Raw genomic sequence first — 23,415 nt, forward strand, 5'->3', positions numbered from 1 at the left:
TGGGGCCGGAGCGCTGCGCTGGGACGTGCCGCGATGTGCCGTCTGCCGTCTGCCGTCTGCGGCGCCGTCGTGGCTGGTCGCGCAGTTCCCCGCGCCCCTGAAGGGGCGCTCGTCAGCCCGCCGCCGCGCGCTCCCCGGTCGGGCGCCTGCGGGCGGCCGGGTCGGTGAGGGACGGTGGCTGCCAGACGCCGTCGGCCCGGTAGAGGTCGGTGCCGGGGGCCACGATCTCGTCGATGCGGTCGAGCACCTCGTCGTCGAGGACCAGCTCGGCCCCCTTGAGCAGCGCGGTGAGCTGGTCCATGGTGCGCGGGCCGATGATCACCGAGGTCACGGCCGGGTGCACCAGCGGGAAGGCGACGGCCAGCTCCGGCAGGGTGCAGCCCACCTCCTCGGTGAGCGCGACGAGCCGCTCGACGGCCGCGTACTTCGCGGCGTTGCCGGGGGCGGCGGGGTCGAAGCGCTGCGGGGAGAGCTTGGCCCGGCCGGTGGTGAGGTCGACCGGCCGGCCCTCGCGGTGGGCGCCAGAGAGGAATCCGGAGGCGAGCGGCGACCAGGTCAGCACGCCCATGCCGAGGCGCCGCGCGGTGGGCAGCACGGCCCGTTCGATGCCGCGGGCGAGAAGCGAGTACGGCGGCTGCTCCGTGCGCATCCGCATCAGCCCGCGCCGCTCCGCCACGTGGTGCGCCTCGACGAGCTCCTCGGCGGGGAACGTGGAGCAGCCGAAGGCCCGGATCTTCCCCGCCGTCACCAGGTCGCCGAGGACGGACAGCGTCTCCTCGATGTCGGTGGTGTGGTCGGGGCGGTGCACCTGGTAGAGGTCGATCCAGTCGGTGTCCAGCCGCCGCAGGCTGTCCTCGACGGCCTTGACGATCCAGCGGCGCGAGTTGCCGCTGCGGTTGCGGCCCTCCCCCAGCGGAAAGTGCACCTTCGTGGCCAGCACCACGTCGTCGCGCCTGCCCTTGAGTGCCTTGCCGACGATCTCCTCGCACTCACCGGCCGAGTACATGTCGGCGGTGTCCACGAAGTTGATGCCGGCGTCGAGCGCCGCGTGGATGACGCGGGCACCGTCCTCGTGGTCGGGGTTGCCGATGCCTCCGAACATCATCGTGCCCAGGCAGTGGGTGCTGACCTCGATGCCGGTCTTGCCGAGGACGCGATAGCGCATGCCGGTGCTCCGTCACAGGTGGGGTGGGTTGGCGGCGTCAGTGTAGGTCTTGGAGTGCACTTGAGAGCCAGTCCCCGCGGTCAACTCCGGTGACACACAGCCGGTTTGGCGGGCGTGGCGCCGCTCCGGCCCACCCCGCGCGGCGACGCACGGGGTGGGCCGGCGGTGCCGCCGCGCACCCCGGCCGGCCGGCTTGCGGTGCGGGTGCGGCAGCATGGAGGTCCGGACAGTCGTACGAGTCACGCGTCGGGAGTCACGCGTCACGAGTGAGTCGTACGAGCGAGGAGTGAAAGGAAGCCCATGACCGCGGCAGCCCCCAAGCCCGAGATCCTGGCCGCGTTCGAGGCGGCGAAGGGGTTCATGCCCGTCGGTGAGGGGCTCGCCCTGTACGCGGCCGCCGTCGAGGCGGGGCGGCTCGGCCTCCCGTTGCTGGAGGTCGGGACGTACTGCGGGCGCTCGACGGTCCTGCTGGCCGACGCGGCCCGCGCGGCCGGGGTCACCGCGCTCACCGTCGACCACCACCGGGGCAGCGAGGAGCAGCAGCCGGGCTGGGACTACCACGACCCGGAGACGGTCGACCCGGAGATCGGGCTGATGGACACGTTGCCCGCCTTCCGCCGCACCCTGCACCGGGCCGGCCTGGAGGACCACGTCGTCGCCGTAGTCGGCCGCTCCCCGCAGATCGCCGCGTTCTGGAACTCCCCGCTCGGCTTCGTCTTCATCGACGGCGGCCACACCGACGAGCACGCCACCGCCGACTACGAGGGCTGGGCCCCCCATGTGGCCCAAGGCGGGCTCCTTCTGATCCACGACGTCTTCCCGGACCCGAAGGACGAGTTCACCGGGCAGGCCCCTTACCGCGTCTACCTCCGCGCCCTGGGGTCGGGCGCCTTCACTGAGGTCTCGGCCCACGACTCGCTGCGCGTCCTGCGGCGAACGGGGGCGGGGATCTGAGGGCGCGGTTAGAGTCGCAGACGTGTCGTACACAGGACCGGGATTCGATCCCCCACAGCAGCGCCGGTTCCGGCGGGCGCCGCTCGCCGTCGGTCTGGCCGCGCTGGTGCCCGGTGCACTGCTCGGCTGGGTGCTGTACGAGGGGGTCGGCAAGCCCGGCGGGAGCGGTGCCGGGCAGGCGGGCGCGGCGGTGCCCGAGTCGGCGGCCGCGGCGCCGTCCGACGACGCCAAGGTGCCCGGTGCGAGCCCGAGCGCGAGTGCGGCCCGACCGTTGCGGGGCAAGGTCGTCGTCATCGACCCGGGGCACAACCCGGGGAACTTCCAGCACACGTCCGAGATCAACCAGAAGGTGAACATCGGGACGAACTGGAAGGAGTGCGACACTACGGGCACCTCCACCAACGCCGGGTACACCGAGGCCCGCTTCACCCTCGACGTCGCGCACCGGCTGCGGACCCTGCTGGAGCGGCAGGGTGCCACGGTGAAGTTCACCCACGACGGGGACCGGCCCGCCTGGGGACCGTGCGTGAACAAGCGGGCCGAGATCGGCAACGCCGCGCACGCCGACGCGGCGATCTCCATCCACGCGGACGGCGCCCCGGAGGGCGACCGCGGCTTCCACGTCATCCTCCCGGCCTCGGTGCACTCCGGCGCCGCCGACACCCGCCCGATCCTCGCCTCCTCCCGCGCCCTCGGCGAGCGCGTCGAGAGCGACTTCGCGAGGGTCACGGGCAGCGCGCCCTCCAACTACGTCGGCAACGGCACCGGTCTCGACGTACGCAAGGATCTCGGCGGTCTCAATCTGTCAACGGTTCCCAAGGTGTTCATCGAGTGCGGCAACATGCGCGATAGCAAGGACGCGGCACTGTTGACCAGCGGTGCCTGGCGGCAGAAGGCGGCGCAGGGAATCTCTGAGGGAATCGTGAGTTTCCTGCGCGGGTAGGCAACGGCGGGCCCCTCCGGGCGGACACCCTGATCGTTCGGACGATAGTGTCCTTCCTACGATCGATTCCTATGATGAGGGGCAGATCCTCGCGACGCCTCCTCCGCCGACGAGACGACCCACGAAGGACCTGAAGTGAATATCCGCTCTCTCACTAGAGGCGACGGTGCGGTGATCGGAGCAGCGGTGTTGCTGTTCGTCGCGTCGTTCCTCGACACGTTCGACAAGTCCGGCAGCGGTGCCCCGAACGCCTGGGACAACCTCGGCCTGGTGATGAGCATGTACGTCGGCGGCATCGCCGGCGCGGTCCTGATCGTCCTCGCCCGGGCACTGCCGCAGCCGTTCAAGTTCGTCGGCCTCGACCTGGGCCAGATCGGCGTCGGCCTCACCGTGTTCTCCGTGTGGACGGCGTTCTGGTCGACCATCGACCCGCTGGGCGCGTTCAGCGACCAGTTCAACGGCGCCGACATCGGCGCGGGTTCCGGTCTGATCCTCGGCCTGATCGCGACGCTGGTGCTGGCCGCGGCCGCGATCGCCACCCCGCTCGTCCCCGCCCTCCAGGCGGCCCTGGTCCCGGCCCCCAAGCCGCCGGCCCCGCAGCCCTACGGCGCCCAGCCCCCCGGCGGCTACGGCTACCCGGGTGCCGCTGCCCCGCAGCCCGGCCAGCCCTACGCCGCCCAGCCGCAGCCCGGCCAGCCGTACGGCCAGCAGCAGCCCCCGGCCGCCGCGCAGCAACAGCCGCAGCCGGCCGCGGACTTCTCGCCGTTCTGGTTCGCCGTCCCGGTGGCGCGGCCGCTGTTCGCGGAGGACGGTTCGACCGCTCCGATCGCCGAACTGGCGCCCGGCACCTGGTACTTGGCGGTCGAACAGCGCGGCGCCGCCCTGGTGGCCCAGACCCAGGACGGCCGCCGCGGCGTGCTGCAGGACACCTCCGGGATCCAGCGCGGCTGAACAGCCCGGCACATACGGCCCCTTGCCCTTCCGGGTGAGGGGCCGTTGTCGTACAGTCGCCCGGCGATTGTCCGGCGTGCGGTCAGGAGGCGGCCATGCGGCTCGGGTTGGCACTCGGCTACTGGGGGCGTGGGCCCTCCGCCGACCATGTGCCGCTGGCGCGGGAGGCGGAGCGGCTCGGGTACGACTCGGTGTGGACGGCGGAGTCCTGGGGCTCGGACGCCTTCACCCCGCTCACCTGGATCGCCGCGCAGACCTCGACGATCAAGCTGGGTACGGCCGTTGCCCAGATGGCGGCCAGGTCGCCGACCACCACCGCGATGCACGCGCTGACCCTGGACCATCTGTCCGGGGGCCGGATGCTGCTGGGGCTCGGGCTGTCCGGGCCGCAGGTGGTCGAGGGCTGGTACGGCCGCCCGTTCCCGACGTCGCCGCTGACCGCGACCAGGGAGTACGTGGACGTCGTACGCCAGGTGCTGCGCCGGGAGGGGCCGGTGGCGGTGGACGGGCGCTACCACCCCCTCCCGTACCGGGGGCCGGACGCGACCGGCCTCGGCAAGCCGCTGAAGCCGATCACCCATCCCCTCCGGGCCGGCCTGCCGGTCCTGCTCGGCGCCGAGGGGCCGAAGAACGTCGCCCAGACGGTCCGGATCGCCGACGGCTGGCTGCCGCTGTACTGGGCGCCGAGCCGGCCCGAGGTGTACGGCCCGGCGGTCGCCGACCTCCCGGAGGGCTTCCTGGTCGCGCCCATGGCGCAGGTCAAGGTCTGCGACGACGTGGCGGCGGGGCTGCTGCCCGTGAAGGCCATGCTCGGTTTCTACATCGGCGGCATGGGCCACGCGGCCCGCAACTTCCACGCCGACCTGATGGCCCGCATGGGGTACGAGGAGGAGGCGCGGCGGATCCAGGAGCTCTTCCTGTCCGGGCGGCGGGAGGAGGCCGTGCTGGCGGTGCCGGACGCGTTCGCCGACGAGATCTCGCTGGTCGGCCCGCGCGAACGCATCGCCGAGCGGCTGGAGTTGTGGCGCAAGGGCCCGGTGACCGACCTGCTGGCCCTGGCACCGGACCCGCACACCCTGCGGGTGCTGGCCGAGCTCAACTCCTAGAGGCTGTCCGGCGTCGGCGGTTCAGCGGAAGACGGCGAGCGGGTCCAGGGTCAGCTCCCGGGCCTGGCGGTTCCAGCTGCGCACCTTGCCCAGGCAGCGGGCCTGGAACTCGACGCCGTCCGGGTACTCCTCGTCCCGGAACTCCTCGCGGACCCCGGAGACCGAGCAGGTCATCCTGACGTGGGCCGGCTCGTCCGGGGCGACCCCGTAGCCGGCCCGCAGCACCAGGGTGCGGTCGCCCAGCCTGCGGGCGGTGAAGCGGCCGGTGACCCAGACGAACTCCGACATCACGTCGCTCAGCGCGACCCGCTCGGCGTGCCGCTCCCGCAGCCGCTCGCCGAGCGCCCGGTTGGGCACGAGCCGGTCGGTGAGCAGGTCGGCGTCGACGATCACGTCCTCCTTGCGCATGGTGTCCATGAGCAGCCTGATCACGGTGATCGGGGTGTTCTGCCTGACGTACTTCGTGACGCGTTCCCGGGTGATGTCCTGGGTCGCGCTCCCGTCCCCGATGCCGAGCCGGCCCCTGAGCCCGAACCCGGTGGTGACGTTGGTGCGGTCGGCGACCTCCTGCTCCAGGGCCGCCGCGAAGCCGCCGCTCTGGAAGAGGTCCATCACCCGCTGCTCGTGCAGGTAGAAGCACATGCCGTGGACGGTCCGCCCGCCCCCGCGGCTGCGCCGCCGGCGGACGAACACCGTCACGCCGTACCCGGCGAGGACCGCCCAGCCCAGGACCGTCAGCGCCCACAGGAGGGCCCACGGCCACCCCCACACGCCCCACCACTCGCTGTCAACGGCAGCCACGGATCTCCTTGAAGGCCTCGGAGAGGGAGGAGAGCCCGGCGTCGACCATACGGCCCCCGGTGGCCTTGGCGGCCCGCTCCAGGGCACCGGCGTCGGCCTCTCCGAACGGAACGGTGAACGTCGGCACCGCCTGGGCCGTGCGGCCGAGCGCCTCGTACCGGTGCAGGAACTCCCCGTAGGACAGGCCCGAGTTGCTCTCGCCGTCGGTCATCAGGACGATCGCCACCGGCCGTTCGGGCTGTGCGCGCACCGCGTCGGCGGCGATCCGGTAGCCGCGGTCCAGCGCCGACCACACGGCGGTGGCGTCGTCGAAGCCGCCGTCGGCGACCACCCGGCCGAGGGCACGCAGATCGGCGTCGTCGCGGACGGTCACCGTGCGCTCCTGCAGGACCCGGCCGCCGAAGCGGACGACGGTGAGCCGCTCCCCCCGGTAGAAGCGGGTGAACTTGCCGCCGGCGGACCGGTCGGCGCCGCTCAGTCCCGCGAACGCGGCGCGCAGTCCGGCGATCCGCCTGCCGCGCATCGAGGTGGAGAAGTCCAGCAGGAACACCACCTGGTCGGCGGTCGGGTCGGTGGGATCGCCGTAGTCGTCGACCAGTTGCTCGACGACGGCGAGCCGGTCCGGGAAGGACAGGGCGTTGCCGACGGAGGCGCGCAGCGCGGGTGCCGGGGTGACGTCCGGGTCGACCGGCCGCCGGTGCGTCGTCTCCATCAGCCTGCGCTGTGCGTCGGCGCCGAGCAGCCAGTCCACCACCTTGCGGTAGGCCTCCCGTTGCGCCGGGTGGAGGAGCAGCAGCGGGAAGTCGGAGAGCACCATGCCGTCGTCGGGACGGACGATCTCCAGGGGTTCGCGCAGCTTCTTCGTGGCGTTCAGGGAGAGCAGTTCGGACTCGTGGGCGATCAGGGCGTTGGCCCGGTCCTGGTGGGCCGGGTAGCCGGCCAGCAGGTCGCGGGAGCTGGCGCCGGTCAGGGTCTGGCCGGAGCGGAAGCCCCGCAGCCGGTCGCAGGAGACGTCCTGTGCGCGCAGGGCGCTGCCGGTGCCGGCCGCCGCCGTGGCCACACCGACCAGCGCGGCCCGCCCGGTGTCGCTGCGCCGCGGGTCGGCCATCCCGAACCGCACGACGCCCCGGGCGGCCGCGTCCGCGATGTCCGCCCAGGTCAGCCGGCCCCCGGGCACCCCCTTGCGGAGCCGCTGGGCGACCGAGGGAGTGAGCCCGACCACCACCGGGGAGCGCATGATCGGCGTCGACTCGGGCCGCGCCGCGCTCTTCCCCGACGCCTGCAGCCGCAGCAGGAACGACCGGTCCGAGACCGGCCAGGCGAGGTCGTACGAGGAGTGCGAGGAGTGCGACGACGTCCCGGCGGCGGTCGGCTGCCCGGCCAGGTCGGCGGTGGCCTCGTACGACATGTCGAGGCGGACCCCGGTGTCCCGTGCGAGGTCGTCCAGCAGCGGTGCCACGTCGGCGAGTTCGGGGCTGGCGAGGACGCGCAGGGTGACCCGGGTGTCGTCGCCCCCGCCGCACGCGGTGGTGAGGGCGGCGGGCAGGAGCAGGGCGAGGGCCAGGCAGGCGGTGCGAACGGCCCGTGCGTACCGGCTCATCGGTCGTCCTCGACCGGCGGCGGGCAGTCGCCGACGTAGGTGATGATGTCCTCCAGGACGTCCAGGGCGGGCTCGTACACCTTGGTCCGGTCGGTGTTCTGCCGGGGCACCTGGATGCCGTGGTCGCGCAGGTACGCGTTGAGCCGCTCGCTGGTGCCGTCCTCGCCGCTGAACCGCACCCGGAAGCCGAGTTCGACGGCGCGGTCGCGGAGTTCGGGGTCGTTCTGCATCAGGTCGACGAGCCGGTCGCCCTGGGGGCTCAGGGAAATCAGCTGGGGCTCGGTGAGGGCGTAGGGGGTGGGGTAGAGCAGGACGCGGCCGGTGTCCTGCCGGTGGTGTCTGTCGTGGTACTCGATCTGGTGGGCCAGGTACTGGTGTTCGTAGATGACCGAGACGGGTGCGATGCTCTCGCCCAGGTCGGAGAAGTAGCTGTCGGCCTGTTCGTCGGCCCACATGCCCTGGAGGTCGATCAGGGGCTTGACCTTCTCGGCGAGCCTGCGTACGGCGGCGGAGGCGGCCTCGGGGTCGTCGGTGTCCGTCGTGCCGGGGGTGGTGTTCCCGCCCGCGACGAAGGACAGGATGCTCAGATAGGTGCCGGCCGAGTTGGACTCGCAGACGCTGGAGGTGCGCACCAGCACCCGGCCGCTGTTGCTGCGGCCGCTGACCTCGCGGTAGCCGATGCCGTCCCAGGTGTCGGCCTTGCGGCCGGAGCCGTCCTTGAGGCTCTTCGGGTCGTCCTTGCCGTCGAGCAGGCCCATGAAGCGGCGCATGTCGAGGTCGTAGTAGAGGGTGTGGTCCGCGTCCGAGCCGGGCTGGGGGCGTGCCACCCCGGCCTTCACCAGGGTCTCGGCGTAGTCCCGGAAGGTCGCGAGGACCAGCGGGGTGACGAAGGGGCGCGCGGACCTCGCGCTCGTCCCGTGCTGCCGGTCGAGGATCATCTTCGCGGCGGGCTGGCCGGACGGGAAGACGACGTCCATGCCCTTGAGGGACTGGGTGGCGATGCCCCGGGAGCCGAGGCGGTGGATGTCCACCCGGATGCCGTGCCTGAGCAGCAGCCGCTGCACCTCGCGGTCCTTGAAGAAGTCGGACTTGGAGGCCATCTTGGCCTCGATGGTGACCACGCTCCGGTAGGGCCGGGGCACGTCGGCGGGGAGCAGCAGGGAGAGCGGGCCGGCCAGGGCCAGCGGAAGGGCGAGCAGGACGCGGCGGGGAAAGCGGCGCCGGGGTCTTCGGCCTATGCCGAGCCGGGGCTCGTCGGCGGTGACGGGTCTGGAGTCGGACACCTGCGCTCCTGCCTCTCCGGGGGCAGGATCATCGGGCACCGCCTCGAACAGTCCCCGCCGGAAGCGTCAACTCCGGCCGAACACGAGGCGAACGGCACACCGGCGCCGCACCACCCTCAACTCCGTTCGCTAGTGGGCGAGTTGAGCCGTCGAGGGCACCTGGTTGGTGACCGGCGCTCCCGCGCTCTTCCCGGCTTCCTTCACACTGTTGATGACGTCGTTGAACGAACTCGCCGCGTTCGGGTCGCCCTTGCGGAGCTTGGCCGGCAGGTCCTTCAGTCCGTCGATCGCGGCGGAGAGCGGTGCGATGGCCTTGGACAGCAACGGGTCGCCCTCGGCGTTCCGCTTGGCGGCCTTGAGCCGGTTGTAGGCGAACCCGCCCGCGGCGGCGGCCTTGATCAGGGCGAAGGTGCGGCCGTGGGCGCCCTTCTTGAACTTGCCGGCCTTCCACGGCTTCACGATCCACTGGTAGGTCGCGCCGGCGGCGAGACCCGCGTTGGCGACGAACCGCGTCTTGGCGAGTCTCTGTTTCTGCGCGGACGTACTCGGACTGGGCGTGTCGGCCACCGGGGCCGCCACCATACCGGTGTCGACGGACTTGCTCCGGGTGCTGCCGCCGCAGGCGGTGACACCGGCGACCAGGGCGCAGCAGAGGGTGAGCGTGACGACGAGGCGTCGTATCGGTACGGGCACGGGGTCCTCCCGTGAGTCTCGATGTCCTCCCCGAGCGGTTACTTCCTCCGGAAGCCTCACCCAGACGGCCGCACCTCGCCACTCGGGGGAACGCCGTTCAGGTTTCAAAGACCCTTCGGCGGCAACCCGGACCGTATGTCCCCTGAATCTCGCGGTGCCAATCAGGCCGGCACGGTCGTCGCGATCGTCGCCGACGTCATGGCCCTCATCCTGGGCCTCTGGATCCTGATGTACCTGTTGGACGCGAACCGGGCGAACAGCCTGGTCCAGTTCGTCCACGACGCGGCCGACTGGCTGGCCGGCTGGTCACACGACCTGTTCACCTTCCACAAGGCGTGGGCCAGGGTGGTGGCCGGCTACGGCCTGGCCGCGGTGGTCTACCTCTTCATCGGCCACGCGATCGCCAACCGCATGCACCGTCACTGAAAACCCCCGGTCAGCACAGCGCCCCGAAAGGGGCGCGGGGCTGTGTCGACATGCGGCTCCGCCGCGTGGGCGCGAGCAACCACGACGGACCCGCACCCGCCACCGCGCAGAACCCCCCGCCCCACTAGGCGCAACAATCCACCTCAAGCCCAGAAGGAAGCTCCCCGCCCCCGAACACCGCACACGTCGCGTCATGCCCGCCGAGCGCGGCCACCGCCAACAACAACGACCCCGCCGTCCACGTCGTCAGCTCCCGCGGCCAGATCGCGTCGTCCTCGAAGACGTACCCCGTCCAGTACAGCCCCGACTCGGCGTCCCGCAGATGCTGGATGGACTGGAGGATCTCCAGCGCTCGGTCGGACTCCCCCACCGCCCACAGCGCCAGCGCCAGCTCGGCCGACTCCCCGCCCGTCACCCACGGGTTGGGGACGACGCACCGCACCCCGAACCCGGGCACGACGAACCGCTCCCAGTCCTTCTCGATCCGCGTGCCCGCCTCCGCACCGGTCAACGCCCCGCCCAGCACCGGGTAGTACCAGTCCATCGAGTACTGGTCCTTGTCCAGGAACCGCTCGGGGTGCCGCCGTATCGCGTGCCGCAGTGCGCCCACCGCCAACTCCCAGTCCGGCTGCGGCTCCTCCCGCTGCTCGGCGATGGCGAGCGCACAGCGCAACGCGTGATGGACGGACGAACTGCCGGTCAGCAGCGCGTCCTTGGTCGCCGTGCCGTCGTCCTCGCGGCGCCAGCCGATCTCGCCGCCCGGCTGCTGCAGCCGCAGCACCCACTCGACGGCCGCGTAGACGGCCGGCCACATCCGGTCGAGGAAGGTGTCGTCGCCGGTGGACAGGTAGTGGTGCCAGACGCCCACGGCGAGGTACGCGACGAAGTTGGACTCGCGGGCGCGGTCGGTGACGTCGTCGTGCGCGCCGTCGGCGTAGGCCGCGTACCAGGAGCCGTCCTCGTTCTGGTGCTCGGCGAGCCAGGCGTACGCCCGCTCGGCGGCCGCGTGCTCCCCGGCCGCATCGAGTGCCATCGCGGCCTCGGTGTGGTCCCATGGATCGAGGTGGTGCCCCCGGAACCACGGGATCGCGCCGTCCTCCCGCTGCACGGCGAGGATGCCGCGGACGGTCGCGGCGGCCTGCTCGGCGGTGAGGACCCCGGGCAGGACGAGGTGTTCTGTCCGGGGGGTGGTCACTTGGCGGCCACCTCGGTCTTCTCGGTCTTCTCGGCCTTGTCGGAGACCGCGGGGAGGTGCGGCTTGGTGGCGTACACGACGAAGCTCTTGCCCATGACCGGGTTCAGCGCCTGCTCGGCGACGCGCGTGGCCAGCGGCTTCTTCATGATGTCCCAGACCAGCAGCTTGTGGTACGCCCGCACCGGCAGCGCCTTGTCGTTGTCGACGCCGAACGCGCACTTCAGCCACCAGTACGGCGAGTGCAGCGCGTGCGCGTGATGGCTGCCGTACGGCCGCAGACCGGCCTCCTTGATCTTCCCGACCAGCTCGTCCGCCTTGTAGATGCGGATGTGGCCGCCCTCGACCTCGTGGTAGGCGTCGGAGAGCGCCCAGCAGACCTTCTCGGGGCCGTAGCGGGGCACGGTGACGGCGATCCGGCCGCCCGGCTTCAGCACCCGCACCATCTCGGCGAGCACGCCCTTGTCGTCGGGGATGTGCTCCATCACCTCGGAGATGATGACGACGTCGAAGGACTCGTCCGGGAAGGGCAGGGCCAGGGCGTCGCCCTCCATGGCGGTGGCCGTCGCGCCCGCCGGGGCCTCACCGGCCTCCTTCATCGCCGCGAACCACTTGGCGACCTCGCGGATCTCCTCGGCGTTCTGGTCGAGGGCCACGACCCGGGCGCCGCGCCGGTAGCACTCGAAGGCGTGCCGGCCTGCCCCGCAACCGAGGTCCAGGACGCGGTCGCCCGGCGCGAGCGGGAACCGGGAGAAGTCGACGGTCAGCACGTGGCCCTGCTTTCACTCTCGTCACGAACACCAGCTGAGGCCGCTGAGCGGCCGGGACTGCGGGGCGCGGAGGGGGCGACGGCCGCGGCCTCCGAACGGGCGGACACGGCGGCGCCCGGGCCGCCCGTTCCGACCGCGGCGCCCGTGCCGTCCGCGGCGCGGGCGATCGCCTCGCGGTAGCGGGCCACCGTGCCCTCCGCGGCGCGCGCCCACGTGTAGTGCCGCAGCACCCGCTCACGGCCCGCGTGGCCGAGCCGCAGCCGCAGCTCCGCGTCGCCCAGCAGCCGGTTCAGCCCGGCGGCCAGCGCGTCCGCGTCGCCCGGCGGTACGGCCAGGCAGGTCTCCCCGTCACGCCCGGCGACCTCGGGGATCGCGCCGCCGGTCGTGGCGACCAGCGGGGTGCCGGTCGCCATGGCCTCGGCGGCGGGCAGCGAGAAGCCCTCGTAGAGCGACGGCACGCAGGCGACCTCGGCCGACCGGACCAGGTCGACGAGCTCGGCGTCGGAGATGCCCTTCACGAACTCGACGGCGCCGTCGAGGCCGTACCGCTCCACGGCCTGCGCGACGGGCCCCTCGGTGGGCCGCTTGCCGACGACGACGAGATGGGCGGCGGGGTGCTCGGTCCGTACCTTGGCGAGGGCCTCGACGAGGAAGACCAGCCCCTTGAGCGGGACGTCCGCGCTGGAGGTGGTGACGATCCGGCCGGGCACCTGGGGGACGGCGGGATTCGGCGCGAAGAGATCGGTGTCGGCGCCGATGTGGACGACGTGGACGCGGTCCTCGCGGACGCCGAGGTGGTCGACGATCTCCTGGCGGGAGGTGCCGGAGACGGTGAGCACGGAGGGCAACCGGCGGGCGACCCGCTTCTGCATCCGGGTGAAGGCGTACCAACGCCGTACGGAGTACCGCCGTTTCCATCCCTCGGCGGCGTCCAGCTCCAACTGCCGGTCGACGGTGATGGGATGGTGGATGGTGGTGACCAGGGGAGCGCCGATGTCCCCCAACAGGCCGTATCCCAGGGTCTGGTTGTCGTGGACGACGTCGAACTCCCCGGCGCGGGCGCGCAGATGACGCCGGGCGCGCAGGGAGAAGGTCAGGGGTTCGGGGAAGCCGCCGGTCCACATGGTGGCCACTTCGAGGGCGTCGACCCAGTCCCGGTACTCGCCCCGCCCGGGCGTCCGGAAGGGGTCCGGGGAGCGGTACAGGTCGAGGCTGGGCAGCTCGGTGAGGGTGAGGCCCGGGTAGCCCTCGTCGAGGACGGGATACGGCTGCGAGCCGATCACCTCGACCCGGTGCCCGAGCCGGGCCAGCTCGCGCGACAGGTGCCGTACGTAGACACCCTGGCCGCCGCAGAACGGGTTCCCTTTATAGGTGAGGAGCGCGATGTCGAGCGGTCGCTCGCCGTCGGCGGCGGGTTCCTCGTCGGCACCCGTCCGCCTGGCCTCAGCGGTCACTCTGGGCCCCCTTCTCCCTGCACTTTCCCGTGAGGTTACGCCGGGACGCTAATCTAGAACAAGTTTCAGACTTGATCGTTCAAGAGCCTCTGAATCTACCGGCAGGTAGGGGCGGAGCGAGCAGTGGATCAGGTGATTCGCGCCACGGCGGGAACCCCTGCAATGCTGTCTGATCACTCGCCCTGAGCACTGCCCTCACCGACTGTCACGGACGGGACCCATGCCTGCGGAAGCCAAGGTGGACATCGGCGCCGGATCGGCCACCCCGCCGCTCACCGAGCGGCAGGAGGCCCGGCGCCGCCGGATCCTGCACGCGAGCGCCCAGCTGGCCAGCCGGGGCGGTTTCGACGCGGTGCAGATGCGCGAGGTGGCGGAGTCCTCCCAGGTGGCCCTGGGCACCCTCTACCGCTACTTCCCGTCCAAGGTCCATCTGCTGGTCGCGACCATGCAGGACCAGCTGGAGCACATGCACGGGACGCTGCGCAAGAAGCCCCCGGCGGGCGAGACCGCGTCCGAACGGGTCGCCGAGACCCTGATGCGGGCCTTCCGCGCCCTGCAGCGGGAGCCGCACCTGGCCGACGCGATGGTCCGCGCCCTCACCTTCGCCGACCGCAGCGTCTCCCCCGAGGTGGACCAGGTCTCCCGGCAGACGACGGCGATCATCCTGGACGCGATGGGCCTGACCGACCCGACGCCCGCCCAGCTGTCCGCCGTCCGGGTGATCGAGCACACCTGGCACTCGGCCCTGATCACCTGGCTCTCGGGGCGCGCCTCCATCGCCCAGGTGAAGATCGACATCGAGACGGTGTGCCGCCTGATCGACCTGACGGAGCCGGACGGGGAGCCGTAGGACGGACGAAGGCCCCACAGGGCGCAAGGAGGCCGCCGTGGGGCATGCGAAGACCTACGAGACGGGTTCCCTTCGCCGGCATGGTCCGGATCAGGTATTGGGGGTCGCCGTCCGGCCCTACTGCTGCCTTCCGGCCTCTCAGCCCGACCGTCGACGTCGGCACCGGCGGATGCTTCTGCATCTGCGTCACGCCAGAGTCGGCTACTCCGCTCGGACTCCCTCACTCGCCTCGTAGGCTGATTCCAGGATAGAACGCGCGGAGCATATGGGAACCCCCAAAGGAGTATTTTTTGGACTTTTCCTGATATCGGCAGACTGGTCCGCTACCCCACGGTCTCCAGCCCGCTCCAGCTCCGCCCGATCACGGTCTCCCCCGCCCACCGCTCCAGCAGCAGCCGGGCCTCCTCCTCCGGGGCTGCCAGGGACACCTGCTGGGCGCCGCCGTGCACCGAGCGCTGCTGCTCGTGGGTGCCCTCGCTGCAGCAGCCGCAGAGCACCTCCACGCTGCTCGCGGGTTCGGCGCCGAAGTCGTGCTCGACGAAGAGGGCGACCAGTGCGTCCAGGTCGGCGGCTTCGCCCGCGTTCACCGTCACCTCCAGGGTGGGCAGCTCGGAGGCGCGGAAGAGGAGCAGTTCGTCGAAGACGGGGAACTCACGGCCGTCGACCACCCGGTGCCCCTTGGGCTCGCCGTCGTGCACGACGATCTCCCCGAACCGCCGCCCGCCCGTGACGGGCACGTTCATGACCCGTCCCCGGGTGGGGCAGAGCCGGTCGATCCACACCACCTCGCGCTCACCGCCGGTGTCGAGCCGCACGCAGGCCGCCCCGAACCGCCCGTCGATCTCCCCCTCACCCTCCGGGAGTTCGATGCCGAAGCCGGTCCAGGCGTCCCGGGCGGTGGCCCAGTCGCCCTGGATGGTGGCCGCGATCCCGAGGTTCCAGAACGCCGGGTCACCCTCTCCGCGCGGCGCCCGGGCGGCGGCCTCGCGGCCCAGCGCACAGGCCTTCGCCCAGTTGCGCAGGAACTTGTGGGCGAGCGCGGCGTCGTACCACCACACGGCGCTCGGCCTCTCGTCCGGGAAGTGTGCGAGGACCTGCTCGAAGAGCCCGGCGGCGGTCAGCCACTCCTCGGCCTCCCAGGCCTGGTAGGCCTCCTTGATCAGGCCCTTGGCCTCCGACTTGCGCACGCTTCCCACCCTGCTCGCTCCGTTGAAACCGCAGGAGCGTATCCCAGGGCAACGACACTCCACCGAGTCCGGCCCGGCGGAAAGTGTCTGGCGAGGCACGTCCGCCTGATCGGAGAATCTCCCCCATGGCACTCATCCACCACACCACCCTCAAGCCCACCAAGGTCGAACTCCTCGCCGGCTGGCTCCCCACCCGCCCCTGGTACCACGGCCCGGCCGCGCCGGAGTTGGTGAAGGCCGGCGGCTTCCGGCTGGACGATCCGGCGGGCGAGGTCGGGATCGAGTTCATGGTCGTCACGGAGGGCGCAGGGGGCGCAGAGGGCGCAGAGGGCGCAGACAGCTCAGGGGTCTACCTCGTACCACTCACCTATCGCGGCGCCCCGCTGGCCGGCGCCGAGCACGCGCTCGTCGGCACCATGGAGCACGGGGTCCTCGGCACCCGCTGGGCCTACGACGGCTGCCACGACCCGGTCCTGACCGCCGGGTTGCTCGCGCTGATCGAGGGGCGCACCGAGGCGCAGGCGCAGAGCATCACCGACGCCCCGGACCGTGAGGTCGAGCGTTCCTACGCGGGCGAAGGCCCCGTGCCCGGCCTCGGTGCCCCCGTCGACACCGACGAGAGCACCGAGTTCGCCGTACCGGGCGCCGGTCTGGTCCTGCGGCTGCGGCGTGTACTGGAGCCCGGCTCGACACCGCCCGACGGCACGGCCGGGCAGGTCACCGGCGCCTGGCAGCAGCCGGACGGCACCCGCGCCCGGGCAGTGTTCGCGACCCTGGGAAGGATCTAGTCCTCCGGCGGGAACACCGGCTCCCCGCTGCCCAGCAGGGTGATCGTGATCGCCTCCACCGGGCAGTTCTCCGCCGCGTCGAGGACCTTCCCGTTGGCGTCCGTCTCCGGGTCCACGGGGTGGGACTGCATGGCGGAGTCGAGGCGGAAGGAGCCGGTGGCGCGGTGGACGCACTGGGCCGAGCCGATACAGATCGAACGGTCGACCTCGACGTGCCAGCGGTCGCCCATGGCGGCCCCTCACCCCTCCCAGCCGGCCGGCAGGTGGATCATCTTGTGTTCCAGGAACTCGCCGTACCCCTCCGGGCCGAACTCCCGTCCCAGACCTGAGTTCTTGTAGCCGCCGAAGGGGCCCAGCATGTCGAGGCTGAAGGTGTTCACCGAGTAGGTCCCGGTACGGACCTGGCGCGCGACCTCGATGCCGTGCGCCACGTCCGCCGTCCAGACGCTTCCGCTCAGCCCGTAGTCCGAGTCGTTCGCGATCTTCAGCGCCTCGGACTCGTCGCCGTAGGGGAGCAGGCAGATCACCGGCCCGAAGATCTCCTCGCGCGCGATCCGCATGGAGTTGTCGACGTCGCCGAAGAGGGTGGGCTCGACGTACCAGCCCCTCTCCAGACCGGGCGGCCGTCCGCCGCCGGTGAGGATCTTGGCCCCCTCCTCCTGGCCGATCCGGATGTAGTCCAGGTTCCGCTGCTGCTGGCGGCGCGCGACCAGGGGGCCCACCTGGGTGGCCGGGTCCAGCGGGTCGCCGACCTTCAGGGCGCTCGCCGCGGCGGCGAAGGCGTCGGCGAACTCGTCGTAGCGCGAGCGCGGGACGAGGATGCGGGTCTGGGCGACGCACGCCTGGCCGTTGTTCATCCAGGCCGCCGGGACGATGCCGGCGACGGCGGTGGCCACGTCCGCGTCCGGCAGCACGACGGCCGCCGACTTGCCGCCGAGTTCCAGGGTCACCCGGGTGAGGTTCTTCGCGGCGACCTCCATCACGCGCTTGCCGGCCGCGACCGACCCGGTGAAGGAGACCTTGTCGACGCCCGGGTGGGACACGAGGTACTCGCTCACCTCGCGGTCCGCCGGCAGGATGGAGAGCACCCCGTCCGGCAGTCCGGCCTCCTTGGTGATCTCGCCGAGGATGTAGGCGTCCAGCGGCGACTCCGGGGACGGCTTGAGCACCACCGTGCAGCCGGTGAGCAGCGCCGGGGCCAGCTTGGCGGCCGCCACGAACTGGGGCACGTTCCACGGCACTACGGCCGCCACCACCCCGACCGGCTCCCGGCGCACCAGGATCTTCCCGAGCACCCCGTCGCGCGTCTCCTCGTACGTGAAGTCACGCGCGACCCTGATCGCCGCGTCCCACACCATCATCGCGCCGAGCGCCTGCGCGAGGACGCTCCAGGAGTACGGCGAACCGTTCTCGGAGGAGATCACCCGGGCGATCTCCTCGTGCCGCACGGCGATCGCGTCCTTGATGCGGGTGACGACCCCGATCCGCTCGTCGAGCGTCATCCGCGGCCACGGCCCCTCGTCGAAGGCCCGCCGTGCCACCGCCACCGCCCGGTCCACGTCCTCCCGCGAGGCATGCGGCACCCGCCCGAAGACCTCCTCGGTGTGCGGAGAGACCACCTCGATGACGTCCTTGCCCAGGGGGTCGGTCAACTCCCCGCCGATGAACAGCTGTCCGTGTTCCAGGAACTCGGTCATGGCGCCGCGCCACCCTTCCCTGACGATGTCTCAGAACTGATACCAGTTCTAGTTGAAGGAAGCCAGGGGCGGGAACGAATAGGCTCTCACCAGCGCTTTTGTCACTGCTGAAGGGGCGCCCTCGACGCCCCTTCAGGGCTAGGCCGCCGAGGCCGGCTGCCACTCCCGGGCGAGCAGCCCGAGCAGGACCTCGTCCAGGAACTCGCCCATCACCCAGGCCGAGGAGCGCAGCACGCCCTCGCGGACGAAGCCGTTGCGTTCGGCGGCGCGCAGCATCGCGGCGTTGTCCGAGAGGGTCTCGATCTGCAGACGGTGCAGGCCGCGTACGGCGAAGCCGTAGTGGCACAGCACCGCGACCACGTCGGTGCCGTAGCCCTTGCCGCGGAAGGCCGGCAGCAGACTCAGTCCGAGGTGCGCGCCGCGGTTGTGGTTGTCGATGCCCCACAGCACGGCGGAGCCGACCAGCGTGCCGCCCGCCAGCTCCACCACGGAGAACTTGACGCTCGCGTCGTCCTTGTCGTCCACCGTGAGCCGCGAGTCCTTCGAGCCGGGCGCGACCGGCCGCCACGGCCTGCTGTCCGCCCGCGAGGAGTGGACCGCGTCGTTGTAGAGCTCGGCCCGCAGGACCGGGAAGTCCTCCTCGTGCCGGGCCCTGAGCCCGACGGTGCTGCCTGTAAGCATGCGAGCTTCCTATCCGGCGGCACCGGCGCACGGCAAACCAATATGCGGTCGCGGCGGCCGGGGCCCGGCGGGCCGAGGGTGCGGCGCGCCGAGAGAACGGCGGGTCAAGGGCGCGGCAGGCCGGGAGTGCGGCGGGCCGACGATGCGGCAATCGCCGGTCGGGCCGTCACTCGTACCGGTACCTCAGCGAATCCGCCTCCGTCTGCTCGATGTCGGCGATCGTCAGCTCCGGCATCCGCAGCTGGGCCAGCGTCACCTCGGCCGAGGTCGGCTGGGCGTCGGCGGGGAGCCACTGCTCCGGCTTCCAGGCCCCGCTGCGCAGGAGCGACTTGGGGCAGTGCGGGTAGACCTCCTCGATCCCCACCACCAGCGCGCTGGCCGGCGGCTTGCCCACGGCGGTCAGCTGCGACAGCAGCTCCGGGCGGGTGGAGACGCAGGCCCGGCCGTTCACCCTGAGCGTCGTGGTGCGCCCCGGGATGACGAACAGCAGCCCGGCCCGGCCGGTGGCGACGACGTTCTGCAGGGTGTCCAGCCGCTTGTTGCCGGTCGCGTCCGGTATCGCCACCGTCCGAGCGTCCAGGACGGCGACGAACCCGGCGGGGCCGCCGCGCGGGGAGACGTCGCAGTGGCCCTCGGCGTCCGCGCTGGCGACCAGGACCAGCGACGAGCAGCCGATCAACCGCCGGGTCTGCTCGGTGAGTTCGGTCATCTGCTTGCGTACGGCCGCGGCGCCGGGCAGCTCGTAGGCCCGGCGCAACGCCTCCTGGTCGGGCACGGCGTCGAGGCGGAGCGAGTCGAAGGCACTGCCGGCAAGTGGGAGCGTCATGCCCCCGACCCTAAAGGGCCGACCCGCGGCCGAGCCCGGCCGGTGAGCGTCGGCCAGGGGGAGGCACTCGCGCGAGTCGCCAAGCGCGCGAAGTGCCGTCAAGTGAACTTGTCCGCCGCCTGCCTGACGCATCATCAGTTCTCGTTATAGTGAGGAACGGCCGTGGGGCCGGCGGGACCGGGCGGGGGCGGAGGAAGGCTGATGGCGGACAGTCTGGGCGAGTCGGCGGAGGTGCGGCCGGGGGAGGCGCGATCGGGGGAGGCGCGATCGGGGGTGGCGGTGCGGGATCTCGGTGGGGGTGTGCGGTCGATTGCCGTACCCATTCCGGACAATCCGCTCGGCCACACGCTGGTGTACATGATGGACACCGACCGCGGGCCGGTGCTGGTCGACACCGGGTGGGACGACCCCGGGTCGTGGGACGTGCTGGTGGCGGGGCTGGAGGCCTGCGGTACGGGCGTCGGCGAGGTGCACGGGGTCGTCATCACGCATCACCATCCCGACCATCACGGGCTGTCGGGGCGGGTGCGCGAGGCGTCCGGGGCCTGGATCGCGATGCACGCGGCCGACGCGGCGATCGTGCGGCGGGCCCGGGAGACCCGGCCGGAGCGGTGGTTCACGTACATGGCGGCGAAGCTGACGGCCGCCGGGGCGCCGGACGAGCACGTGGCGCCCTTGCGCGGCGGACCCCGCCGCCGAAGCACCCCGCCCGGCCTCGCCCCCGCCCTCCCCGACCGCGAGATCCTCCCCGGCGAACTCCTCGACCTGCCCGGCCGCCGGCTGCGTGCCGTCTGGACGCCGGGGCACACCCCCGGCCACGTCTGCCTGCACCTGGAGGAGCAGCACCCCGCCCGGCTCCCGGGCCACGGGCGCCTGTTCTCCGGCGACCATCTGCTCCCCGAGATCACCCCGCACATCGGCCTCTACGAGGACCCCGACGACGCGACCGTCACCGACCCCCTCGGCGACTACCTCGACTCCCTGGAACGCGTCGGCCGGCTCGCCCCGGCCGAGGTGCTCCCGGCCCACCAGCACACCTTCACCGACGCACCGGGACGGGTACGGGAGCTGCTGGCCCACCACGAGGAGCGCCTCTCCGGCCTGCTCTCCCTCCTCCGACAGCCGCTCACCCCGTGGGAGTTGGCCGTCCGGATGGAGTGGAACCGGCCCTGGGACCAGATCCCCTACGGTTCCCGGAACATCGCCGTCTCGGAGGCCGAGGCCCACCTGCGGCGCCTGGTGAAGCTGGGGCGCGCGGAGGCGGTGGCGGGGAGCGAGCCGGTCACGTACGTGGCGGTGTAGGCGGTTCGCCGGTCGCCGCCGCAACCCGGACCGGGTTCGACGTCACCGCCGCAACCCGGGCCGCCCGAAGCTCAGTTGACGGCGCCCTCGGAGGTGATCAGCATCTCCGCCAGGTCGGCGAGCGTGGCCAGCTGGCGGGGGTTCATCTGCGGGGCACGGGCCGCCAGGCGGACCAGGCCGCTCTCGCGGAGCCGGGAGAGCGGGTCGGCCTGGGCCTCCAGGCCCTGGAGCACCGGCTGGAGCGCCTCGTACAGCGCCTCCGGCTCGTCGGCGGTGAAGAAACCGGCCGGCAGGCCGAAGAACCGCCGCAGCCGGTCGGTGTGTTCGAGGCTCGGCAGCCCGCTCTTGCGCCACTCGCTCAGCCACTGCCTGCTGGTGCCGGCGATCGCCGCCAGCTCGCCCAGCGAGTACCGCTTGCCGTCGGGACGGCGCCGGTTCTCGCGGATGAAGTCCAGCCGCTGCCGCACCCGTTCGGCGAGCCCCGCCTCGGGCGCGGCCCCGCCCTCGAGGAGTTCGGCGACCACCCCGACCGGGATCCCGGTGCGGTACGACAGGTCGGCCACGTCCAGCACCTCGGGCAGCCGTCCGGGGCGCCCGGTCAGCTCCCCGAGCCGTTGCAGTGCACCGGTCAGCGGGGCATGGGCGTCACTCACCAAGGTCCCCCTGGACACGCGTGGTTGGTCGGTCGGCCGAGCAGACGCGAGGCTATCGAATCACCGGTCCCGGCCACCAGACATGACAAGGACCACTGCGCAAGGGGGCAGCAATCGTTGACATGTGACGGACCGGCAGGAAAGGATCACAGCACCAGGCCACGGTCGAACCGACCCGCCCCGGGTGCCGCCTATGGGGGAGCGGCATCCGGGGCGACCAGCCGCCCCGCCTCCTCCCAGAAGGTGAGGCGAACCGATGCCGCAGCCCGTCCTGCTCCTCGGTGCCGGCCGCCGGCGCGCGTACGACGAGTTCGTGCTGACGCGTGTCGCCGCGGTCCGCCCGGTGCTGCTGGTGGACGCCGCACCGCCGGCCTGGGCACAGCAGTGCCTGGCCGGTCACCTCGCGGCGGACCCCGGCAAGGGCGGCGCGACGGCATCGGCGGTGGTGCGGTTCGCGGCCAGGCACCGGGTCCGCGGCGTGCTGACCCACACGGGCGAGTACGCGGTCGCCGCCGCCACGATCGCCGGGCAGTTGGGGCTGCCCGGCACCTCCCTCGCCGCGGCCGCCGCGTGCAGCGACCCGCCCGCGCTGCGCGCGCTGCTGGCCGGCCGCGCGGTCCCCGTCGACGACGACCCCGGCCCGCCCCGCGTCTCGGCCGAGACGGTCGTCCTCGACGGCGAGATCCGCATCGCCGCCATCACTCGTACGACCCTGGGCCCGGCGCCCGCCCGGCAGCCGCTCCGGCACACCGTGCACGCCCACGACGGCCTGCTGCACAACCGTTTCCTGCGGCTGGCCGTCGACCGCACCGTGCACGCCCTCGGCGTCGGCCGGGGCGTCCTGCACATCGGCCTCACCCTCACCGACCGCGGCCCCCGGGTCACCGACGTCGCCCCGCACCTCCCGGGCGACCTGATCCCGCTGCTCGTCAAGCGGGCCACCGGTGTCGACCTCGCCCAGGTCGCGGCCGCCCTCGCCACCGGCGATGTGCCCGACACCACGCCGACCCGGCAGCGGGCGGCCGCGATCCAGTTCGCCTACCCGGCCGCCACCGGCCGCCTCGACCACCTGGACCTCTCCCCCGACGCCGCCCACGAGCCCGGCGCCGACCGCATGCTCCTCACCGGGCACACCGGCGACCACGTCACCGCCGGGCCGCACGCCACCGCCGCCGACCGGCTGGCCCTCTGGGTGGCGGTGGGCGAGACCCCGGCCGACTGCGACGACGCACTGCGCCGGATGGCCCGCCACCTGTCCGCGGGCATCGCCCCGCTCGCGAACGCGGCGTGAGCGCTCCGCCGGACCTGCCGCGGCATGCCGTCGGTCGACTGCGGCGCCGTCGTGGCTGCTCGCGCAGTTCCTCCCCCGGCCTTCGGCCGGGGGTACCCCCAGCGTCCCTGAAGGAGCGCTGCCGGTCCGCCCTAGAACGCGATCGCCCGTATCAACTCGCCCGCCTCACCCAGCACTTCGACTTCCTCCCGGCTCATCGTCGGATTGGCCGCCCGCCGCCGCAGCGCCTCCGTCAGCCCTTCCTCGGTCAGTTCGGCCGGATCGGCGAGCAGGGCCGTCAGCAGCGTGCGCGCCAACGGGTAGGCACCGAGCGCCACTTGGGCGAGGATCACCGCGGACATGCCCCAGTCGAGCCCGGGCGGCCCGTCCTCGGCGTTGGTCCAGTCGATGACCCGAGGGCCGTCGGGGGTCAGTATCACGTTGTCCGGATGGAGGTCGAGATGGAGGACCCGGGCGCCGGGATCGGCCGGTTCCCGGCCGGGCACCGCGTGCAGCCGGCGCAGCAGCGAGGCGAGCAGCGCGCCGCCCTCCGCCGCGTCCGTCTCCCCCGCCAGCAGCGCCGCCAGCATGGTCGGCCCGGACAGCCGCTCCATCACCAGTTCGGTACGGGACCCGGACGGCCGCACCCGGGGCGCCGGGTACCCGTGCTCCCGTACGTACGTCATCACCGCGCCCTCGGCGGCGGCGTCCCCCCAGCCGTCCCGGTCCCGGCGCAGCACCCATGCCTCGTCGATCTCGTACACGTCGGCCGAACGCCCCGAGCCGAGCAGTCTCCCCGTCATGGCCCGACCATAGCGAAACG

General features: G+C 72.4%; 24 protein-coding genes and 1 riboswitch. Of the genes, 9 read left to right on the forward strand and 15 right to left on the reverse strand.

Annotated elements, in window-relative coordinates:
• Positions 1 to 112: 112 nt before the first annotated feature.
• Positions 113 to 1,165, reverse strand: a complete 1,053-nt coding sequence (locus ACFWPQ_RS27630) for an aldo/keto reductase (RefSeq protein ID WP_384040167.1) — start codon at positions 1,163 to 1,165, stop codon at positions 113 to 115.
• 300 nt (positions 1,166 to 1,465) lie between these two features.
• Here ACFWPQ_RS27630 and ACFWPQ_RS27635 point away from each other — a divergent pair, with 300 nt between their 5' ends.
• From ACFWPQ_RS27635 to ACFWPQ_RS27650, 4 genes are all read left to right on the forward strand, one after another.
• On the forward strand, positions 1,466 to 2,119 hold the full coding sequence (locus ACFWPQ_RS27635) for a class I SAM-dependent methyltransferase (protein ID WP_384040170.1): 654 nt from the start codon (positions 1,466 to 1,468) through the stop codon (positions 2,117 to 2,119).
• 22 nt (positions 2,120 to 2,141) lie between these two features.
• Positions 2,142 to 3,062, forward strand: coding sequence for an N-acetylmuramoyl-L-alanine amidase (locus ACFWPQ_RS27640; RefSeq protein WP_384040173.1), 921 nt, complete (start codon positions 2,142 to 2,144; stop codon positions 3,060 to 3,062).
• A gap of 135 nt (positions 3,063 to 3,197) precedes the next feature.
• The gene (locus tag ACFWPQ_RS27645) at positions 3,198 to 4,013 is read left to right on the forward strand and encodes a hypothetical protein (RefSeq protein ID WP_384040176.1); all 816 of its coding nucleotides are present in this window, start codon (positions 3,198 to 3,200) and stop codon (positions 4,011 to 4,013) included.
• Between the two features lie 95 nt (positions 4,014 to 4,108).
• Complete coding sequence (locus ACFWPQ_RS27650) at positions 4,109 to 5,119, forward strand: LLM class F420-dependent oxidoreductase (protein WP_361295971.1); 1,011 nt, start codon at positions 4,109 to 4,111, stop codon at positions 5,117 to 5,119.
• A gap of 21 nt (positions 5,120 to 5,140) precedes the next feature.
• Here the strand turns inward: ACFWPQ_RS27650 and ACFWPQ_RS27655 are convergent, their stop codons facing one another.
• The 4 genes from ACFWPQ_RS27655 to ACFWPQ_RS27670 form a co-directional block, all read right to left on the reverse strand.
• Positions 5,141 to 5,920: a hypothetical protein gene (locus ACFWPQ_RS27655; RefSeq protein ID WP_384040179.1), complete on the reverse strand. Its 780-nt coding sequence runs from the start codon at positions 5,918 to 5,920 to the stop codon at positions 5,141 to 5,143.
• Positions 5,907 to 7,520 carry a substrate-binding domain-containing protein gene (locus ACFWPQ_RS27660; protein WP_384040182.1) on the reverse strand — a complete coding sequence of 538 codons (1,614 nt, stop codon included), beginning with the start codon at positions 7,518 to 7,520 and terminating at the stop codon, positions 5,907 to 5,909. Before ACFWPQ_RS27660 ends, ACFWPQ_RS27655 begins: the two co-directional genes overlap by 14 nt.
• On the reverse strand, positions 7,517 to 8,803 hold the full coding sequence (locus ACFWPQ_RS27665) for a hypothetical protein (RefSeq protein ID WP_384040185.1): 1,287 nt from the start codon (positions 8,801 to 8,803) through the stop codon (positions 7,517 to 7,519). The genes ACFWPQ_RS27660 and ACFWPQ_RS27665 overlap by 4 nt, the downstream gene beginning before the upstream one ends.
• Positions 8,804 to 8,932: 129 nt before the next feature.
• A complete protein-coding gene (locus ACFWPQ_RS27670) occupies positions 8,933 to 9,496 on the reverse strand; it encodes a hypothetical protein (protein WP_384040188.1) in 564 nt (187 codons plus the stop codon).
• Positions 9,497 to 9,631: 135 nt separating this feature from the next.
• Here ACFWPQ_RS27670 and ACFWPQ_RS27675 point away from each other — a divergent pair, with 135 nt between their 5' ends.
• Entirely contained in the window at positions 9,632 to 9,922 is a 291-nt protein-coding gene (locus tag ACFWPQ_RS27675; RefSeq protein WP_384040189.1) for a hypothetical protein, read from the forward strand.
• Between the two features lie 124 nt (positions 9,923 to 10,046).
• Here the strand turns inward: ACFWPQ_RS27675 and ACFWPQ_RS27680 are convergent, their stop codons facing one another.
• From ACFWPQ_RS27680 to ACFWPQ_RS27690, 3 genes are read right to left on the reverse strand one after another with little or no spacing between them, the layout of a single operon-like run.
• A complete protein-coding gene (locus ACFWPQ_RS27680) occupies positions 10,047 to 11,117 on the reverse strand; it encodes a prenyltransferase (RefSeq protein ID WP_384040192.1) in 1,071 nt (356 codons plus the stop codon).
• Positions 11,114 to 11,884, reverse strand: a complete 771-nt coding sequence (locus tag ACFWPQ_RS27685; protein ID WP_384040194.1) for a class I SAM-dependent methyltransferase — start codon at positions 11,882 to 11,884, stop codon at positions 11,114 to 11,116. Before ACFWPQ_RS27685 ends, ACFWPQ_RS27680 begins: the two co-directional genes overlap by 4 nt.
• The gene (locus tag ACFWPQ_RS27690; protein ID WP_384040197.1) at positions 11,878 to 13,338 is read right to left on the reverse strand and encodes a glycosyltransferase family 4 protein; all 1,461 of its coding nucleotides are present in this window, start codon (positions 13,336 to 13,338) and stop codon (positions 11,878 to 11,880) included. Before ACFWPQ_RS27690 ends, ACFWPQ_RS27685 begins: the two co-directional genes overlap by 7 nt.
• A 220-nt stretch (positions 13,339 to 13,558) precedes the next feature.
• Here ACFWPQ_RS27690 and ACFWPQ_RS27695 point away from each other — a divergent pair, with 220 nt between their 5' ends.
• On the forward strand, positions 13,559 to 14,188 hold the full coding sequence (locus ACFWPQ_RS27695) for a TetR family transcriptional regulator (RefSeq protein WP_384040200.1): 630 nt from the start codon (positions 13,559 to 13,561) through the stop codon (positions 14,186 to 14,188).
• Between the two features lie 50 nt (positions 14,189 to 14,238).
• A riboswitch (TPP riboswitch) is annotated at positions 14,239 to 14,420 on the reverse strand.
• Between the two features lie 91 nt (positions 14,421 to 14,511).
• Here the strand turns inward: ACFWPQ_RS27695 and ACFWPQ_RS27700 are convergent.
• Complete coding sequence (locus tag ACFWPQ_RS27700) at positions 14,512 to 15,375, reverse strand: tetratricopeptide repeat protein (protein ID WP_384040203.1); 864 nt, start codon at positions 15,373 to 15,375, stop codon at positions 14,512 to 14,514.
• Positions 15,376 to 15,500: 125 nt separating this feature from the next.
• On the opposite strand from ACFWPQ_RS27700, the gene ACFWPQ_RS27705 reads away from it, so the two are divergent.
• Positions 15,501 to 16,163 (forward strand): 1,4-alpha-glucan branching protein, encoded by a 663-nt coding sequence (locus ACFWPQ_RS27705; RefSeq protein WP_384040206.1) that lies wholly within the window; start codon positions 15,501 to 15,503, stop codon positions 16,161 to 16,163.
• Here ACFWPQ_RS27705 and ACFWPQ_RS27710 read toward each other — a convergent pair.
• From ACFWPQ_RS27710 to ACFWPQ_RS27725, 4 genes are all read right to left on the reverse strand, one after another.
• The gene (locus tag ACFWPQ_RS27710) at positions 16,160 to 16,393 is read right to left on the reverse strand and encodes a ferredoxin (RefSeq protein WP_089101390.1); all 234 of its coding nucleotides are present in this window, start codon (positions 16,391 to 16,393) and stop codon (positions 16,160 to 16,162) included. The genes ACFWPQ_RS27705 and ACFWPQ_RS27710 overlap by 4 nt on opposite strands.
• Before the next feature lie 9 nt (positions 16,394 to 16,402).
• Positions 16,403 to 17,860, reverse strand: a complete 1,458-nt coding sequence (locus ACFWPQ_RS27715; protein ID WP_384040209.1) for an aldehyde dehydrogenase — start codon at positions 17,858 to 17,860, stop codon at positions 16,403 to 16,405.
• A gap of 138 nt (positions 17,861 to 17,998) precedes the next feature.
• Positions 17,999 to 18,541, reverse strand: a complete 543-nt coding sequence (locus ACFWPQ_RS27720) for a GNAT family N-acetyltransferase (RefSeq protein WP_384040212.1) — start codon at positions 18,539 to 18,541, stop codon at positions 17,999 to 18,001.
• A gap of 166 nt (positions 18,542 to 18,707) precedes the next feature.
• On the reverse strand, positions 18,708 to 19,367 hold the full coding sequence (locus tag ACFWPQ_RS27725; RefSeq protein WP_384040215.1) for an MSMEG_1061 family FMN-dependent PPOX-type flavoprotein: 660 nt from the start codon (positions 19,365 to 19,367) through the stop codon (positions 18,708 to 18,710).
• 201 nt (positions 19,368 to 19,568) lie between these two features.
• Between ACFWPQ_RS27725 and ACFWPQ_RS27730 the strand changes: the two genes are divergently transcribed.
• Positions 19,569 to 20,669: an MBL fold metallo-hydrolase gene (locus ACFWPQ_RS27730; RefSeq protein WP_384040218.1), complete on the forward strand. Its 1,101-nt coding sequence runs from the start codon at positions 19,569 to 19,571 to the stop codon at positions 20,667 to 20,669.
• 71 nt (positions 20,670 to 20,740) lie between these two features.
• Here ACFWPQ_RS27730 and ACFWPQ_RS27735 read toward each other — a convergent pair whose 3' ends face one another.
• On the reverse strand, positions 20,741 to 21,322 hold the full coding sequence (locus ACFWPQ_RS27735; protein WP_384040221.1) for an XRE family transcriptional regulator: 582 nt from the start codon (positions 21,320 to 21,322) through the stop codon (positions 20,741 to 20,743).
• Between the two features lie 256 nt (positions 21,323 to 21,578).
• Between ACFWPQ_RS27735 and ACFWPQ_RS27740 the strand changes: the two genes are divergently transcribed.
• A complete protein-coding gene (locus ACFWPQ_RS27740; protein WP_384040224.1) occupies positions 21,579 to 22,613 on the forward strand; it encodes a hypothetical protein in 1,035 nt (344 codons plus the stop codon).
• Positions 22,614 to 22,744: 131 nt separating this feature from the next.
• Here the strand turns inward: ACFWPQ_RS27740 and ACFWPQ_RS27745 are convergent, their stop codons facing one another.
• Positions 22,745 to 23,395 carry a phosphotransferase family protein gene (locus ACFWPQ_RS27745; protein ID WP_384040227.1) on the reverse strand — a complete coding sequence of 217 codons (651 nt, stop codon included), beginning with the start codon at positions 23,393 to 23,395 and terminating at the stop codon, positions 22,745 to 22,747.
• Between the last annotated feature and the right edge of the window lie 20 nt (positions 23,396 to 23,415).

The sequence above is a fragment of the Streptomyces sp. NPDC058464 genome, assembly GCF_042721035.1.
Classification (GTDB): Bacteria; Actinomycetota; Actinomycetes; order Streptomycetales; family Streptomycetaceae; genus Streptomyces.